The organism is Streptomyces sp. MMS24-W38, assembly GCF_059889265.1.
This window is the reverse complement of the sequence record NZ_JCBCPP010000001.1, coordinates 74,694-91,961: the sequence shown is the minus strand read 5'-3', so window position 1 is coordinate 91,961 and position 17,268 is coordinate 74,694. Positions and strand designations below refer to the sequence as shown.

Here is a 17,268-nt window from a genome sequence, read left to right as displayed (position 1 = left end):
GACGAAGTGGGTGGGCCGGCGCTGAGCCGGGCAGATCGGGCCACGGCCCGCGGGCATCACTGCTCGCGGGCCGTGGGACGGAAGGGAACGCTCAGATGCCGAGGTCCCGGTCGAAGTAGTCGAAGATCTCGTCGTCCGAGGCGGACAGCAGCGTGTCCTCGATGGCGGGAGCACTCTGCGTCCCGGCGCCGCCGGTGTGCTTGGCGAGCACCGCCCGCAGCCGGTCCCGCACCCGGTCGACGTCGTCCTGCTCCGGGGACAGTTCGGACAGCAACTGCTCCAGGCCGTCGATCTGCTGGAACAGCCGGTCGGCCGCGGACTCCGGCTCCGGCAGGATCTGCTGCCCCAGGTACTCCGCGAGCAACGCCGGGTTCGGGTAGTCGAACACCAGCGTCGTGGGCAGCTTCAGACCGGTGATCTCACCCAGCCGGTTGCGCAGTTCGACCGCGATCAGCGAGTCGAAGCCCAGCTCGGCGAAGGACTGATCCGCCTCCAGGGCGCTCCCGGAAGCGTGGCCGAGCACGGCGGCCACCTCCTCGCGCACCACGGTGAGCAGCGTCTGCCGCTGCTCCTCGGGCTGCTGCGCGAGCAGCCGCTGCAACAGGTCCGGCCCGAAGGACGCGGAGCCCGCCGCCGCGGCGGCGCGTCGCACCGCCGGAACCAGCGACCGGAACAGCGCGGGCACCGCCGCACCACCCCTGGTCATGTCCAGGCGCATCGGCAGCAGCACGGTGTGCCCGGTCCGCCCGGCCGTGTCGAACAGGGCCATGCCCTCGGCGGTTTCGAGGGCGGTCACGCCACCGCGCGCCATGCGGGACCGGTCGGTGTCGCTCAGCTCCGACGTCATCCCGCTGGCCTGCGCCCACGCACCCCACGCGAGGGACTGCGCGGGCAGCCCGGCCGCCCTGCGGTGCTGGGCCAGCGCGTCCAGGAACGCGTTGGCCGCCGCGTAGTTGCCCTGGCCGGGCGCGCCGACCACACCGGCCGCGGAGGAGAACAGGACGAACATCTCCAGATTCGCGTCCGCGGTGAGCCGGTGCAGATGCCAGGCCGCGTCGACCTTGGGCCGCAGCACACGGTCCACCCGCTCGGGGCTGAGCGACGTCAGCACGCCGTCGTCGATCACACCGGCGACGTGCACCACACCGGTCAGGGGGTGCTCGTCCCCGATCCCGGCCAGGAGCGCGGCGAGCGCCTCGCCGTCCGCGGCCTCACACGCCTCGACGCGCACGGACGCGCCGAGCGCCGTCAACTCCGCGGCCAGTTCCCGCGCGCCGCCCGCCTCCGGGCCGCTCCGGGAGGCCAGCACCAGGTGCCGCACCCCACGCTCGGTGACCAGGTGCCTGGCCAGCTCACCGCCGAGCACACCGGTACCGCCGGTGATCAGGACGGTGCCGTCCGCGGACAGCTCTCCGTCCGCGTCCGGCGTTCCCGGCTCGCCGCCGGCCCTGACGACGCGCGGCACCAGCAGGCCACCGTCGCGCACCGCGAGTTGCGGCTCGTCCTCGCGCAGCGCCGAGGCCACCGAGGCCACCGGCACACCGCCGAGGTCACCGGCGCCGCCGACGTCGAGCAGCCCGATCCGGCCGGGGTTCTCCGACTGCGCCGACCGCAGCAGACCCCATACGGCGGCGCCCGCCAGGTCGGTGACGTCCGCCTCGGGCGAGGTCGCCACCGCACCGCGGGTCGTCACCACGAGCCTGGCCGAGGCGAACCGCTCGTCGGAGAGCCACTGCTGCGCCAGCGCGAGCGCCCAACCGGTGGCCGCCCGGGCCGCCGGCACGGGGTCGCCCGGCGCGCCCGGCCAGGCCGCGAACACCAGCTCCGGAACCGGCTCCCCGTCGGCGACCGCCGAGCTCAGGGCCGCCAGATCCGGGAACGACGGCTGTCCGCCCGCCGCCTCACCGACGAACACGTACGACGCGTCCGCGGCGGGCGCGGCCTGCTCGGCGCGCTGCCAGTCCAGCCGGAACAGCGAGTCGCCGCGAGCCGCCGGCCGTACGGCGAGCTGCTCCTGGCTGACCGGTCGCAGCACCAGCTCCTCGATGCGGGCCACCGGACGGCCCGCCACATCGGCTATGTCCACCGACACCGTGCCGTCGGCACCCGTCGGGGTCAGCCGCAGCCGCAGGGCCGCGGCGCCCACGGCGTGCAGCGTGAGCCCGTTCCAGGCGAACGGCAGCATGGCCTGCTCGCCCATGGCCTTGGTCAGGCCGACCGCGTGCAGGCCCGCGTCGAGCAGCGCCGGGTGCAGGCCGAACGCGCCCGCGTCGCCCTGCTGTTCCTCGGGCAGCGCGACGTCCACCAGGACGGTGTCGCCGTCGCGCCAGACCGCGCGCAGCCCCTGGAAGACCGGGCCGTACGCGAAGCCCGCCTCGGCCGACCGGTCGTAGAACCCGTCGATGCCGACGGCCTGTGCGCCCTTGGGCGGCCACACCGACCAGTCGGGCGCGACGGGCGGCTCCGGCGCGGCGACGGCCAGCGTCGCCTCGGCGTGCTGGACCCACGGCCCGTCCCCGGACCGCGAGTGCACGGTCAGCCGGCGCCTGCCGCGCTCGTCCGCGGCACCCGCCGTCAGCCGCAGATCCGCCGCGCCGTGCTCCGTGAGCACCAGCGGCGCCTGCAGCGTGAGTTCCTCCACGTGCCCGCACCCGACCACGTCACCGGCGCGCACCGCCAGTTCGACGAAGCCCGTGCCCGGGAACAGCACCGAACCCAGCACCGCGTGGTCGGCGAGCCAGGGGTGCGTGCGCAGCGACAGCCGCCCGGTCAGCACCGTGCCCCCGTCGTCGGGCAGTTCCACCCTGGCGGCGAGCAGCGGATGCCCGGCCTCGGCGAGACCGGCCGTTGCGAGATCGGCGCCCGCTCCCTGGCCGCTGCCGGAGAGCCAGTAGCGCTGGTGCTGGAAGGCGTAGGTGGGCAGCGGAGCCGGGGCGGGGCGGCTGGAGGCGAGGAGCGCCCGCCAGTCGATGTTCCTTCCGCGGGTGTGGAGGTGGGCGACGGCCTGCATGAGCGTGACGGTCTCCGGCCGGTCCTTGCGGACGGCCGCCAGGACCTGCACAGGAGTGTCGGTCTCTTCGGGGAGGCAGGTGGTGGTCATGGCGGCGGCGGTGCCGTCGGGGCCGAGTTCGAGGTAGGTGGTGGTGTTGAGGTTGTTGAGGGTGGTGATGCCGTGGGCGAAGCGGACGGTGTTGCGGATGTGCTGGGTCCAGTAGTGGGGGGTTTGGATGTCGTCGGTGGCGGGTTGGCCGGTGAGGTTGCTGATGATGGGGATGGTGGGTGGGTGGAAGGTGATGGTGGTGAGGGTGGTGGTGAATTCGTCGAGGATGCTTTCCATGTGGGGGGAGTGGAAGGCGTGGGAGACGTTGAGCCACTTGGTTTTGCGGCCTTGGTCTTCGAAGTGGCGGGTGATGTCTTCGACGGCTTCGTCGTCGCCGGCGATGACGGTGGAGCGGGGTCCGTTGAGGGCGGCGATGGAGACTTGGTGGGTGCGGCCTTCGAGGTGGGGGAGGACTTCTTCTTCGGTGGCCTGGAGGGCGACCATGGGGCCGCCGTGGGGGGCGGTTTGCATGAGTCGTGCGCGGGTGGCGACGAGGGTGCAGGCGTCGGGGAGGGTGAGGATGCCGGCGATGTGGGCGGCGGTGACTTCGCCGATGGAGTGGCCGATGAGGTGGTCGGGGGTGATGCCCCAGGATTCGGTGAGGCGGTAGAGGGCGACTTGGTAGGCGAAGAGGGCGGGCTGGGTGTATTGGGTCTGGTGGATGTCTTCGCTGGTGTGGACGAGGTCGCGCAGGGAGCGGCCCAGGAGTGGGTCGAGGTGGGTGCAGACTTCGTCGAAGGCTTGGGCGTAGGTGGGGTAGTGGGTGTAGAGGTCCTGGCCCATGCCGGTGCGTTGGGTGCCCTGGCCGGGGAAGACGATGGCGAGGCCGCCGTGGGGGGTGGGCTGGCCGGTGACGAGGCCGGGTGCGGTGGTGTCGTTGGCGAGTGCGTCGAGGGTGGTGAGGAGTTCGTCGGGGGTGGTGGCGGTTGCCACGGCGCGGTGGTCGAAGTGGGTGCGGGTGGTGGCCAGGGCCAGGGCGGTGTCGTGGGGGTCGGTGCCGGGGTGGGCGCGGACGTGGGCGGCCAGGCGGGCTGCCTGGTCCCGCAGCGCGGCCGCCGTCTTGCCCGACACCGTCCACGGGATCACCGGAAGCGGCGTCCCCGGCTCGTCCGGTGACTCCTCCTCCGCCGGAGCCTGCTCCAGCACCACGTGCGCGTTCGTACCGCTGATGCCGAACGACGACACCGCGGCGCGCCGCGCACACTCGGTGTCCGACCACTCCCTGGCCTCCGTCAGCAGGGCCACCTGCCCCGCCGACCAGTCGACCTCCGTCGTGGGCCGCTCGACGTGCAGGGTCTTCGGCAGCATGCCGTGCCGCATGGCCTGCACCATCTTGATGACACCCGCGACACCGGCCGCCGCCTGCGTGTGACCGATGTTGGACTTGATCGAGCCCAGGTACAGCGGCCGGTCCTCCGGCCGGTCCTGGCCGTAGGTCGCCAGCAGCGCCTGCGCCTCGATCGGATCACCGAGCCGGGTGCCCGTGCCGTGCGCCTCGACGACGTCCACATCACGCGGCGTCAGCCCGGCGCCCGCCAGGGCCTGCTGGATGACCCGTTGCTGCGAGGGGCCGTTGGGGGCGGTCAGACCGTTGGACGCGCCGTCCTGGTTGACCGCCGAACCGCGCACCACGGCGAGCACGTCGTGCCCGAGCCGGCGGGCGTCCGACAGCCGCTCCACGAGCAGCATGCCCACGCCCTCGGAGAACCCGGTGCCGTCGGCCGTGTCCGCGAACGCCTTGCAGCGCGCGTCCGGCGCGAGGCCCCGCTGCCGGGAGAACCCGATGAACGTGGCCGGCGTCGCCATCACCGTCACACCGCCGGCGAGCGCCAGCGAGCACTCGCCGGAGCGCACCGCCTGCGCCGCCAGATGCAGGGCGACCAGCGACGACGAGCACGCCGTGTCAACCGTCACGGCCGGGCCCTCGAAACCGAGGGTGTACGACACCCGGCCGGAGACGACGCTGCTGGTGTTGCCCGTCATCAGATGGCCCTGCACCTCGTCCGAGGCCTTCGCCACCCCGGACACGTAGTCCTGGCTGATGCTGCCGACGAACACGCCGGTACGGCTGCCCCGCAGGGACGCCGGGTCGATCCCGCTCTGCTCCAGGGTCTCCCACGCCGTCTCCAGCAGCAGACGCTGCTGCGGGTCCATCGCCAGCGCCTCACGCGGGCTGATCCCGAAGAACGCCGGGTCGAACTCCGCGGCGCCGTACAGGAAACCGCCCTCACGCGTGTACGAGGTGCCCGGGTTGGCCGGGTCCGGGTCGTAGAGGTTCTCCAGGTCCCAGCCGCGGTCCTCGGGCATGCCGCCGATGGCGTCACGGCCCTCGGCGACCAGGTTCCACAGGCTGTCCGGGTCGGTGATGCCACCCGGGTAGCGGCAGGCCATGCCGACGATCACGACCGGGTCGCTGTCGTCCGCGACGGCGGCCACCACCGGGGCGGCGGCCCGGGACCGCACGCCGGTCACCTCGGTGTACAGGTGAGCGGCGAGCACGGCGGGCGTCGGGTGGTCGAAGACGAGCGTCGACGGCAGCGTCAGCCCCGTCGCCGCCGCCAGCCGGTTGCGCAGCTCCACCGAGGTCAGCGAGTCGAAGCCGACGTCCTTGAACGCCCGGTTCTCCTCGACCGCCGCCGCGGACTGCGCGCCGAGCACGGCCGTCGCGTGCGAGCGGACCAGATCCGCCAGCACGGCCGTCGCCTCCTTCCGGGCGAGCCCGGCGAGCCGGTCCAGCAGCGCCGAACCCGCGGCACCGGCAGGCGCCGACGCGGCGGTACGGCGTACCACCGTCCCGGCCAGCCCCCGCAGCACCGGCGGCAGCGCACCGGCCGCGGCCAGCTCCCGCAGACGGCGCGGCTCCCACCGGGTGGGCAGCAGCGCCGCCTCCGGCCGGGTGAGCGCCGCGTCCAGCAGCGCCAGCCCCTGCTCGGAGGCGAGCGGGAGGATGCCGGCCTTCGCCATACGGGCCAGATCGCGTTCGCCCAGCTGCGCGGTCAGGTCACTGGCCTCCTCCCAGAAGCCCCAGCCCAGCGCGTGCGCGGGCAGGCCCTGGGCACGCCGGTGCGCGGCGAGGGCGTCCAGGAACACGTTCGCCGCCGCGTAGTTGGCCTGGCCGGCCGCTCCGAGCGTGCCCGCCATGGACGAGAACAGCACGAACGCCGCCAGCGGCAACTCGCGGGTCAGCTCGTGCAGATGCCAGGCGCCGTCCGCCTTCGGCCGCAGCACGGCGTCGAGGCGCTCCGGCGTCAGCGACTCCACGACGGTGTCGTCCAGGGCGCCCGCCAGGTGCACCACACCCGTCAGCGGGTGCGCCGCGTCGATGCCGTTCAGCAGGTCCGCGACCGCCGCCCGGTCCGCCACGTCGCAGGCCACGACCCGTACGTCGGCGCCGAGTTCCGTCAGATCGGCGCCCAGCCGCCGCGCGGCGGGCGCGTCGGGGCCCCGGCGGCTGGTCAGCACCAGGTGCCGCACGCCGTGCGCGGTCACCAGGTGCCGGGCCACCAGCGCGCCCAGCGTTCCGGTGCCGCCGGTGACGAGCACCGTGCCCTCCGGCGCGAGCGGACGACCGCCCTCGGCGGGTTCCGCCCCGGCCTCGGCCGCCACCGCGAGCCGGGGCACGAGCACCTCGCCCGCCCGCAGCGCGAACTGGGTCTCCGTGTCGAACGGCACACCGGCCGGCAACGGCCGGGCGTCCCCGTCACCGGGCAGGTCCAGCAGCGCGAAACGGCCCGGATGCTCCGTCTGCGCCGACCGCACCAGACCCCACACGGCAGCCGTGGCCGGGTCCGGGGCACCCGCGCCGGCGTCGACCGCGCCCCGGGTGACGACGACCAGACGGGACGCGGCGAACCGCTCCCCGGCCAGCCACCCCTGGAGCGTGGCGAGGACCGACGCCGTCACCCGCCGTGTCTCGGCGGTCGGTTCGGCCGAGGCGTCCGCCCCCACCGGCACGAACACCACCGGCGGGACGTCGTCGTCCGCCCCCGCGAGCTCCTCCAGACCGGCACACTGCCGCACCGACCAGCCCGCGCCGTCCAGCACGGACGTCACCGGCCCGGCCGCGGAGCTCATGACCGCGCACTCCACCGGCGATCCGGCCGGGGTCGTCGGCACGGCCGTCCAGTCCAACCGGTGCAGCGCGCCACCGCGCGAAGCACCGTCGGCGAGCTTGCCCGCGGAGATCTCCCGGGACTCCAGCACCGCGATCGAGGCGACCGGGCGGCCCGACGCGTCGGCCACCTCGACGGCGACCTCAGCCGCGCCCGCCGCGGGCGCGATCCGCACCCGGACCGTCGTCGCGCCCCGCGCGTGCAGTTCGGCACCACGCACCCGGGCGACACCGCGCGGCCGCCCGTCGGCGGCGGCCTCCTGGTGCCACAGCGGGTGCAGCGCCGCTTCCAGCAGCACCGGATGCAGCACGAACGCACCGGCGTCCGCGTGCAGGTCCTGCGCCAGCTCGGCCTCGGCGAACAGCTCGTCGCCGCGCCGCCAGGCGGCCCGCACGGACCGCAGCACCGGGCCGAGCTCCAGGCCGCCGTCCGCCGACGCCTCGTACCACTCGTCCACGGCGACGGGCTGTGCCTTCGGGGGCGGCCAGGCCGCCAGATCGAAGGAGGGCGCTCCCGCCGCCCGGCCCAGCGTCCCGGAGGCGTGGTGGACCCACGCGTCCTCGGCCGCGCCCTCGGCGCGGGAGTACACGTCGACCGGACGGCCGCCGGACGCGGACTCCTCGCCCACGACCACGTGCAGATGCACCCCGTCGCCCGGTCCGCCCGCACCCTCGGGGAGCACCAGCGGCTCGTGCAGCGCGAGGTCCTCGATCCGGTCGAGGCCTGCCCTGTCCCCGGCCTGGGCGACCAGCTCCACGAACGCGGCGTCCGGCAGCACCGTCCGCCCGTGCATCCGCCTTTCGCCCAGCCAGGGCTGCGCGGCCGTCGACAGCCTGCCGGTGAGCACCACCGACCCGGAGCGCGGCGACGTCACCTCGGCGGCGAGCAGCGGGTGGCCGAGGGCACCCAGGCCGACGGCGCCCGCGTCCCGCACCGCCGGCTTCGGCGGCAGCCAGTACCGCTGCCGCTGGAACGGGTAGGTGGGCAACTCGGTGTGTTCGGCGGCCGGCAGCAGCGCGGTCCAGTCGACGCGGACGCCCGCGGCGTGCGCCTCCGCCAGCGACAGTACGAACCGCTCGGGTCCGCCCTCACCACGCCGCAGCGTCCCCACCGCGACGGCGTCCGCCCCGGCGTCCTGCACCGTGTCCTGCACGCCCATGATCAGGGCCGGGTGCGGGGACACCTCGAGGAACAGCCCGTATCCGTCGGCGAGCAGCGCCCGCGTGGCCTCCTCGAACCGCACGGTCTCCCGCAGGTTGCGGCTCCAGTAGGCCGCGTCCAGACCGCTGGTGGCGATCGGCGCGCCGGTCACCGCCGAGTAGAACGCGACCGAGGTGTCCCGCGGCGCCAGCTCGGACAGCTGCGCCTGCAGCTCGGGCAGCAGCGGGTCCATGTGGCGGCTGTGCGAGGCGCACGAGGCGTTCAGCCGGCCGCAGACGATGTCGTCGTCGTCGAGCTCGATCAGCAGGTCGACGATCGCGTCGGTGTCGCCGGACACCGTCACCGAGCGCGGGGTGTTCACGGCGGCCACGGCGATGCGCTCGCCGTAGCCCGCGATGCGCTCACGCAGCTCGGCCAGCGGCAGTTCGACGAACGCCATCTCGCCGCCGCCCCCGTCGCGGTGCAGCGCGCGGCTGCGCAGCGCGATGATGCGGGCCCCTTCCTGGAGGGTGAGCGCCCCCGCGACCACGGCCGCGGCGACCTCGCCCTGGCTGTGCCCGACCACCGCGTCCGGCTCCACGCCCAGCTCACGCCAGACCGCCGCCAGCGACACGAACATCGTGAACAGCGCCGGCTGCGCGATGTCGATGCGCTCCAGCGGGTAGTCGGCGGCGGGCAGTTCACCGCGCAGCAGTTCCCGTACGGACCAGCCGATCACCGGCGCGAAGGCCGCGTCGCAGGCGGCGACGGTCTCCTCGAACGCCGGGCTGCGCTCCAGCATCTCCCGGCCCATGGCATGCCACTGGCTGCCCTGCCCGGAGAAGACGAACACGGTCCGGTCCGGCACGGTCGCGGTGCCCTGCACGACCCCCGGCACGGGTTCCCCCGCCGCCAGCGCCGCGAGCCGCTCGCGCAGCTCGCCGCGGCCCGCGCCGACCACGACCGCCCGGTGCTCGAAGGCGCCGCGGCCCACGGCCAGGGCGCCCGCGACCCGGGCCGCCGACACCTCGTCGTGCGCGTCCACGTGCCCGAGGAGCCGCTCGGCCTGCGCCCGCAGCGCGTCGGCCGAGCGGGCGGACAGCACCCACGGCAGGACGCCGCACGGGGCCGCCGTCTCCGGAGCGGGCTCGGGCGCGGGCGGTGCCTGTTCCAGCAGCACGTGCGCGTTGGTGCCGCTCACCCCGAACGAGGACACCGCGGCCCGCCGCGGACGGTCCTCGCTCTCCCACGGCAGCGCCTCGGTGAGCAGCCGGATCGCGCCCGACGACCAGTCGACGTGCGAGGTCGGCCGGTCGACGTGCAGGGTCTTCGGCAGCACACCGTGCCGCATGGCCTGCACCATCTTGATGATGCCCGCGACACCGGCCGCCGACTGCGTGTGACCGATGTTGGACTTGATGGAACCCAGGTACAGCGGCCGGTCCTCAGGCCGGTCCCGGCCGTAGGTGGCGAGCAGTGCCTGCGCCTCGATCGGGTCGCCCAGCCGGGTGCCCGTCCCATGGCCCTCGACGACGTCCACATCGCCCGGTGTGAGCCCGGCGCCCGCGAGGGCCTGCCGGATCACCCGCTGCTGCGAGGGCCCGTTGGGGGCGGTCAGGCCGTTGGACGCGCCGTCGGAGTTGACGGCCGTGCCGCGCACCACGGCGAGCACGGGATGCCCCTGGGCCCGCGCCTGCGACAGGCGTTCCACGAGCAGCATGCCGACGCCCTCGGAGAACCCGGTGCCGTCGGCGGCGTCCGCGTACGGCTTGCAGCGGGCGTTCGGCGCCAGCCCCTTCTGCTTGTCGAACTCGTCGAACACCGACGGCGTCACCATCACCTGCACACCGCCCACGAGCGCCAGCGAGCACTCGCCGGAGCGCACCGCCTGCGCCGCCAGATGCAGCGCGACCAGCGACGACGAGCACGCCGTGTCCACCGTCACCGCCGGGCCCTCCAGCCCGAAGACGTAGGCGAGGCGACCGGACATCACACTGCTGGAGACGCCGGTCATCATGTGCCCCTCGACGCCGGCCCGCGCCAGGTCCGCCTCCGTGCCGTAGCCCGTCGACGCGCCGCCGACGAACACGCCGACGGACGTGCCGCGCAGCGCGCCCGGCGCGATCCCGGCCCGTTCCAGGGTCTCCCAGGTCGTCTCCAGCAGCAGACGCTGCTGCGGGTCCATCGCCAGCGCCTCACGGGCGCTGATCCCGAAGAACGCCGGGTCGAACTCCGCGGCCCCCGCCAGGAACCCGCCCTGACGGGTGTAGTCGGCGCCGTCGCCGGCTGTCCATCCCCGGTCCGTGGGGAACGCGGCGATGCCGTCGCGGCCCTCGGCGACCAGGTCCCACAGACCGTCCGGGTCGCTGATGCCGCCCGGGTAGCGGCAGGCCATGCCGACGATCACGACGGGGTCGTCGTCGTCCGCGACCGCCGCCGGCACCGCGGCCGGCGCCTCGGCACGGCCACCGAGGAGCTCCTCGGCCAGGTGCCGGGCGAGGACCTGCGGCGTCGGATAGTCGAAGACCAGGGTGGCGGGCAGATTCAGGCCCGTGACCACGCTCAGCCGGTTGCGCAGGTCGACCGCCGTCAGCGAGTCGAACCCGAGCACCTTGAACACCGAGTCGTCGCGGACCGCCTGGGCACCGGTGTGCCCGAGCACCGCCGCGGCGTGCTCGCACACCAGGCCGGCCAGGGTCCGCTCCGCGTCGGCGGCGGACAGCGCGGCGAGCCGGCCGCGCAGCGCCGAGTCACCGGCCGCGACGGCACCGCCCGCGGCGGTACGGCGCACCGTGCCGCCCAGACGCCGCAGCACCGGCGGCAGGTCACCGGCGGCGGCGCGGGCCTTCAGCTGCCGGAAGTCCCACTGCACCGGCACGGTCGCGGCCTCGGTCGAGGCGAGGGCCGCGTCGAACAGCCCCAGGCCGTCCTGGGCGGGCAGCAGCACCAGACCCGTCCGGGCGATCCGGGCGAGATCGCTGTCGCCGACGTCGGCCATCATCGTGCTGCTGTCCCGGAGATCCCACGGACCCCAGGCCAGCGAGTGGCCGGGCAGCCCCGACGCCACGCGGTGCTGGGCGAGGGCGTCCAAGAAGACGTTGGCCGCCGCGTAGTTGGCCTGGCCCGCGGAGCCCACGGTGCCCGCCATCGAGGAGAAGAGCACGAAGGCCGCGAGGTCCGCGTCCCGGGTCAGCTCGTGCAGGTTCCACGCCGCGTCCACCTTCGGCCGCAGCACCCGGGCGACCCGCTCGGGGGTGAGGGCGTCCAGCACACAGTCGTCGAGCACACCGGCCGAGTGCACCACCCCGGTCAGCGGGTGCGCCGGGTCGACCCCGGCGAGCAGCGCCGCCAGGCTGTCCCGGTCGGCCGTGTCGCAGGCCACCAGGCTCACCTCGGCGCCGAGCGCGGCCAGTTCGGCGAGCAGCTCCGGCGCACCGGCCGCGTCCATGCCACTGCGGCTGGTCAGGAGAAGGTGCCTGACACCGTGCCGGGTCACCAGGTGACGGGCCACCAGGGCGCCGATCGCGCCGGTGGCGCCGGTGAGCAGCACCGTGCCGTCGGGGTCGAGCGCGCGGGGCACGGTCAGCACGATCTTGCCGATCTGCTGCGCCTGCGCCAGCAGCCGGAACGCCTCGGGCGCCTGGAGCAGGCTCAGCGCCCGCACCGGCAGCTGCTCCAGCCCGCCGTCCGCCAGCAGCCCCACCACCTCGGCGAGCATCTCGCCGAGCCGCTGCGGGCCCGCCTCGATCAGGTCGAACGCCCGGTAGGAGACACCGGGCAGGTCCCGCGCCACCTCGTCGGCCGAACGGATGTCGCTCTTGCCCATCTCGATGAACCGGCCGCCGCGCGGCAGCAGCCGCAGCGACGCGTCCACGAAGTCACCGGCCAGCGAGTCCAGGACGACGTCCATGCCCTCGCCGTCCGTGGCACGCAGGAACTCCCCTTCGAAGTCCAGGTCCCGCGAGGACGCCAGGTGCGCGTCGTCGAAGCCCGCGGCGCGCAGCACGGCGTGCTTGCCGGGCGACGCGGTGCCGTAGACCTCGGCGCCCAGGTGCCGGGCGATCCGCACGGCCGCGGTGCCCACACCGCCCGCCGCGGCGTGCACGAGCACCTTCTCTCCGGCCCGCAGCCCGGCGAGGTCGACCAGCCCGTAGTACGCCGTGAGGTAGGCGATCGGCACGGCGGCGGCCTGCTCGAACGACCAGCCCCGCGGCATCGGCACGACCATCCGCGCGTCGGCGACGGCCACCGGCCCGAACGACCGGTCCACCATGCCGAGAACACGGTCACCGGGCGCCAGCCCGGTCACGTCCGGGGCGACCTCCAGGACCACACCGGCGGCCTCGCTGCCGATGTGCCCCTCGTCGGGGTACGTACCCAGCGCGATCAGCACGTCCCGGAAGTTCAGGCCCGCGGCCCGTACCGAGATCCGCACCTGCCCGGCCGCCAGCGGCTGGGAGGCCTGCGGGAACGGCACCAGCGACAGATCGGCCAGACCTCCCTTGCCCGGGGCGAGCTGCCACACGGCCTCACCGGCGGGCGGCGCCAGCGGCTCGCGGGGTACCGCGGCCAGCAGCGGCGTGAGCCGGTCACCGCCGCGCAGCGCCAACTGCTCCTGTGTACCGAGCGGTGCGCTCTCCAGGGCCCGCCAGGACTCCTCCGCACCCTCGGGACCGACAACGGGGTCCAGGTCGACCAGACCGAACCGGCCGGGGTGCTCGGACTGCGCGGACCGCACCAGACCCCACACCGCGGCACCGGCCAGATCCCGCGGCCCGGAGCCGACGGCCACGGCGCCACGGGTCAGGAGCACCAGCCGGGACGAGGCGAACCGCTCGTCCGCCGCCCAGTCGCGCACCAGTTCCAGCGCCTCGACGACCTTCGCGTGCACGACATCGGCACCGAACTCGGCCTCCGCGCCGGGCAGGAAGGGCGCGAAGACGGCCTCCGGCAGGCCACCCGTCTCCTCCGCCCGCTCGGCGAGAGCGGCCACGTCCTGGTACACCGCGCACTCCCAGCCCGCGGCCCGCAGCGACACGGCGACATCCTCGGCGCCCTGGCCCACCACCGCGCACCGCGCCCCGCCGAGAGCGTCGGCGGCGGGCACGGGCGACCAGTCGAGGCGGTACAGCGACCCCGAACCGCGCTGGGCGACGTCGACGAGCTGCCCCGCCGTCATCTGACGGGCCACCAGCGAATCGACCGAGGCGACGGGGTTGCCCGACCGGTCGGCCAGCTCCACCCGCACCGACCCGGCGCCCACCGGCGAGATCTTCGCCCGCACCGAGGTGGCACCCACCGCGTGCAGCGCCACTCCCGACCAGGCGAACGGCAGCCACGGCCGGCCTTCCTCCGCCGTCAGCGGACCGAACCCGGCCGCGTGCAGCACGGCGTCGAGCAGCGCCGGATGCACACCGAACCGAGCTGCCTCGGTGTGCTGTTCGGCCGGCAACTCGACCTCGGCGTATACCTCGTCGCCCTTCCGCCACACCGCCGACAGACCCTGGAACGCGGGCCCGTACTCCAGCCCGCCCCGTGCCGCCGCCTCGTAGAAGCCCTCCACCGTGACAGGCTCGGCCCCCGCCGGAGGCCACTGGACCGACTCGAACGCCGGCTCCGGCAGCTCACGGGCCAGGGTGCCGTCGGCGTTGTGCGCCCACTGCTCCGACGGGTCGGCGTCCTCGGGCCGGGAGAAGACCTTCACGGCCCGGCGGCCGTTCTCGTCGACCTCGCCCACGACGACCTGCACCTGCACGCCGCCGCGCTCGGGCAGCTGCAACGGCGCCTGCAGCGTGAGTTCTTCCAGGAGCCCGCACCCGACATGGTCACCGGCCCGCAGGGCCAGCTCCACGAACGCGGTGCCGGGCAGCAGCACCGATCCCATCACCTGGTGGTCGACGAGCCAGCGCTGGCTGCCGCGAGCGAGCCGCCCGGTCAGCAGCACGCCACCGGAGCCCGGCAGATCCACCCCGGCCTTGAGCAGCGGATGCCCCGCCGCCCCGAGCCCCGCGGCCGTCACGTCGGCACCGCCGTCGAGGTCGTCCGGCCAGAAACGCTCGTGCTGGAAGGGGTAGGTGGGCAGGGGTGCCTGTCCGGCGGGGGCGGGGAGGGTTTTGGTCCAGTCGGTGGTGTGGCCCTGGACGTGGAGCAGGCTGAGGTTGCGCAGGAGTTGGGTCAGGCTGCCGTGGTTGCGGGCGAGGGTGCCCACCACGATGCCGTTGTGTTCGGTGGCGGCGTTGGTCAGGGGCATCGACAGCACCGGGTGGGCGCTGATCTCGATGTAGGTGGTGTGGTGGTCGGCCAGGAGGTGGGTGAGGGCCTGGTCGAAGCGGACGGTCTCGCGCAGGTTGCGGCACCAGTAGGTGCCGTCGAGTTCGGTGCCGTCGGTGATGTGGCCGGTGACGGTGGAGTAGAACGCGGTCTGGGTGGTGGTGGGGGTGATGTTGGTGAAGCCTGCCGCGAGGTCGGGCAGGAGGGGGTCCATGTGGGCGTGGTGGGAGGCGTAGTCGACGTTGACCTTGCGGGCGTAGACGCCGTCTTCGGTGAGGCGGGTGACGATCTCGGCGATGGCGTTGGCTTCGCCGGAGATGACCGTCGATGTTGAGGTGTTGGTGGCGGCGATCGACAACGCCTGGCCGTAGGGGGCGATGAACTCCTCGACCTCGGCCTGGGGGCGTTCGATGAGGGCCATGCCGCCCTGGCCTGAGCGGGCCAGGACCGCCTGGGAACGCTGCGCGACGATCTGCGCGCCCTGCTCAAGGGTCAGCGCGCCGGCGACCACTGCGGCGACGACTTCGCCCTGGGAGTGGCCGATGACCGCGTCCGGTTCGATGCCGTGGGAACGCCACAGCGCGGACAGGGCCACGCCCATGGCGAAGAGTGCGGGCTGGATGACATCCACCCGGTCGTGCGGCGGGTGCTCGCCACCCTCACCGGTGAGGACCTCGCGCACCGACCAGCCGGTGAAGGGCTTCAGAGCGGTGTCGCAGGCGTCGATCGTCTCGGCGAACACCGGCGACTGGGTGAGCAGGTCGCGGCCCATGCCGATCCACTGGCTGCCCTGCCCGGGATAGACGAAGACCGTCTTCCCGCGCGGCTGGGCCGTGCCGGTGACCACACGCTCGTGCGCCTGGTCTTCGGCCAGGGCGCGCAGGGTCTCAACGGCCTGCTCCACCGACTCGGCGAGCACCGCCGCCCGGGTGTCGAAGTGGGTGCGGTGCAGCGCGGCCGTGACGGCCACATCGGCCAGCGGGACCTCGTCCTGGCGCTCCAGCCAGTCCGCCCAGCGTCCCGCCTGCTCCCGCAGAGCGGCCTCAGTCCGGCCCGACACCACGATCGGCACCGGAAGCCGAGGAGCCTCGGCGGCCTCGGCCGCCTCGGCCGCCTCGACGGCGGGCGCCTCCTCGATCACCACATGCGCGTTGGTGCCGCTGATGCCGAACGACGAGATGCCGGCCCGCCGGGTCCGCTCGCCGCGCTCCCAGGGCAGGGCCTCCCGCAGCAGCTCCAGGCCGGAACCGTCCCACTGGATGTGAGGGCTGGGCTCGTCCGCGTGGAGGGTCTTGGGCAGGGTCTCGTGCTGGAGCGCCAGCACCATCTTGATGACGCCCGCGACACCGGCCGCCGCCTGCGAGTGGCCGATGTTCGACTTGGACGAGCCCAGGTAGAGGGGGTGGTCCTGGGCGCGGATGGGTCCGAAGACCTCGGCGAGGGCGCCGGCCTCGATGGGGTCGCCGAGGGTCGTGCCGGTGCCGTGGGCCTCGATCGCGTCGATGTCGTCCGGCGTGAGGCGCGCCGTCGCGAGGGCCTCCTGCACCACACGCTGCTGCGAGGGCCCGTTGGGAACGGTCAGGCCCTGGCTGCGGCCGTCCTGGTTGACGGCGCTGCCGCGGATGACGGCCAGCACGCGGTCGCCGTCGCGCTGGGCGTCGGAGAGGCGCTTCAGGACCAGCATGCCCGCGCCCTCCGACCAGCCCGCGCCGTCGGCGTCGGCGGAGAAGCTCTTGCAGCGGCCGTCGGCGGCCATGCCCTTGAACTGGCTGGACTCCACGAACAGCACAGGCGTGCTCATGACGGTGACACCGCCGGCGAGGGCGGTGTCGCACTCGCCGTTGCGCAGCGCGCCCACCGCGGAATGCAGGGCGACGAGAGAGGACGAGCAGGCCGTGTCTATGGTCACGGCGGGGCCCTGGAGTCCCAGGACGTAGGAGACACGGCCGGAGATGACGCTGCTGGAGACACCGGTGCCCTGGTAGCCGTCCAGGTAGTCGAAGCCGGTCTGGTCGTCCGCGTAGTCCGAGCGCATGGCGCCGAGGTAGACGCCCGTCCGGCTGCCGCTCAGCGACTCCGGGCGCATTCCGGCCCGCTCCAGGGCCTCCCACACGGTCTCCAGCACGATCCGCTGCTGCGGGTCCATCGACTGCGCCTCACGCGGAGGGACGCCGAAGAACTCCGCGTCGAAGCCTTCGACGTCGTCGAGGAATCCGCCCTCACGGGCGTAGGACTTGCCGGGGGTCTGCGGTGTCGGGTCGTACAGGTCCAGGGCGTCCCATCGGGCGGGGAAACCGCCGATGGCGTCCCGTCCCTCGTTCAGCAGGTCCCAGTACTCCTCGGGGTTGGCGATCCCGCCGGGGAAACGACAGGCCATCGACACGATCGCGATCGGTTCGGTGCGCTGTTCCTCCAGCTCGGCGTTGCGCTGCTGAAGCTGCAGCACCGCGGCCATCGCGCGACGCAGGCGGTCATCGTTCCCGGGCCTGTTCACATCCGTCATTCGACTCGACTCCGTCACTTTTCCCTACGGCGGGTACTGGAAACGCAAGAGAGCCGTATCGCCAAGGGGCGATACGGCTCTTGAGGCAATTCAAAGAGTATTTCGGGGGCGTGTTTTTAGTCAGGGCACACCACGCCTGTTCG

1 protein-coding gene is annotated in these 17,268 nt (G+C 74.0%); it reads right to left on the bottom strand.

Going from position 1 to position 17,268, the window contains the following annotated elements:
- Nucleotides 1-91: 91 nt before the first annotated feature.
- Entirely contained in the window at nucleotides 92-17,125 is a 17,034-nt protein-coding gene (locus AC6F7H_RS00230) for an SDR family NAD(P)-dependent oxidoreductase (RefSeq protein WP_500754457.1), read from the bottom strand.
- Nucleotides 17,126-17,268: the final 143 nt, after the last annotated feature.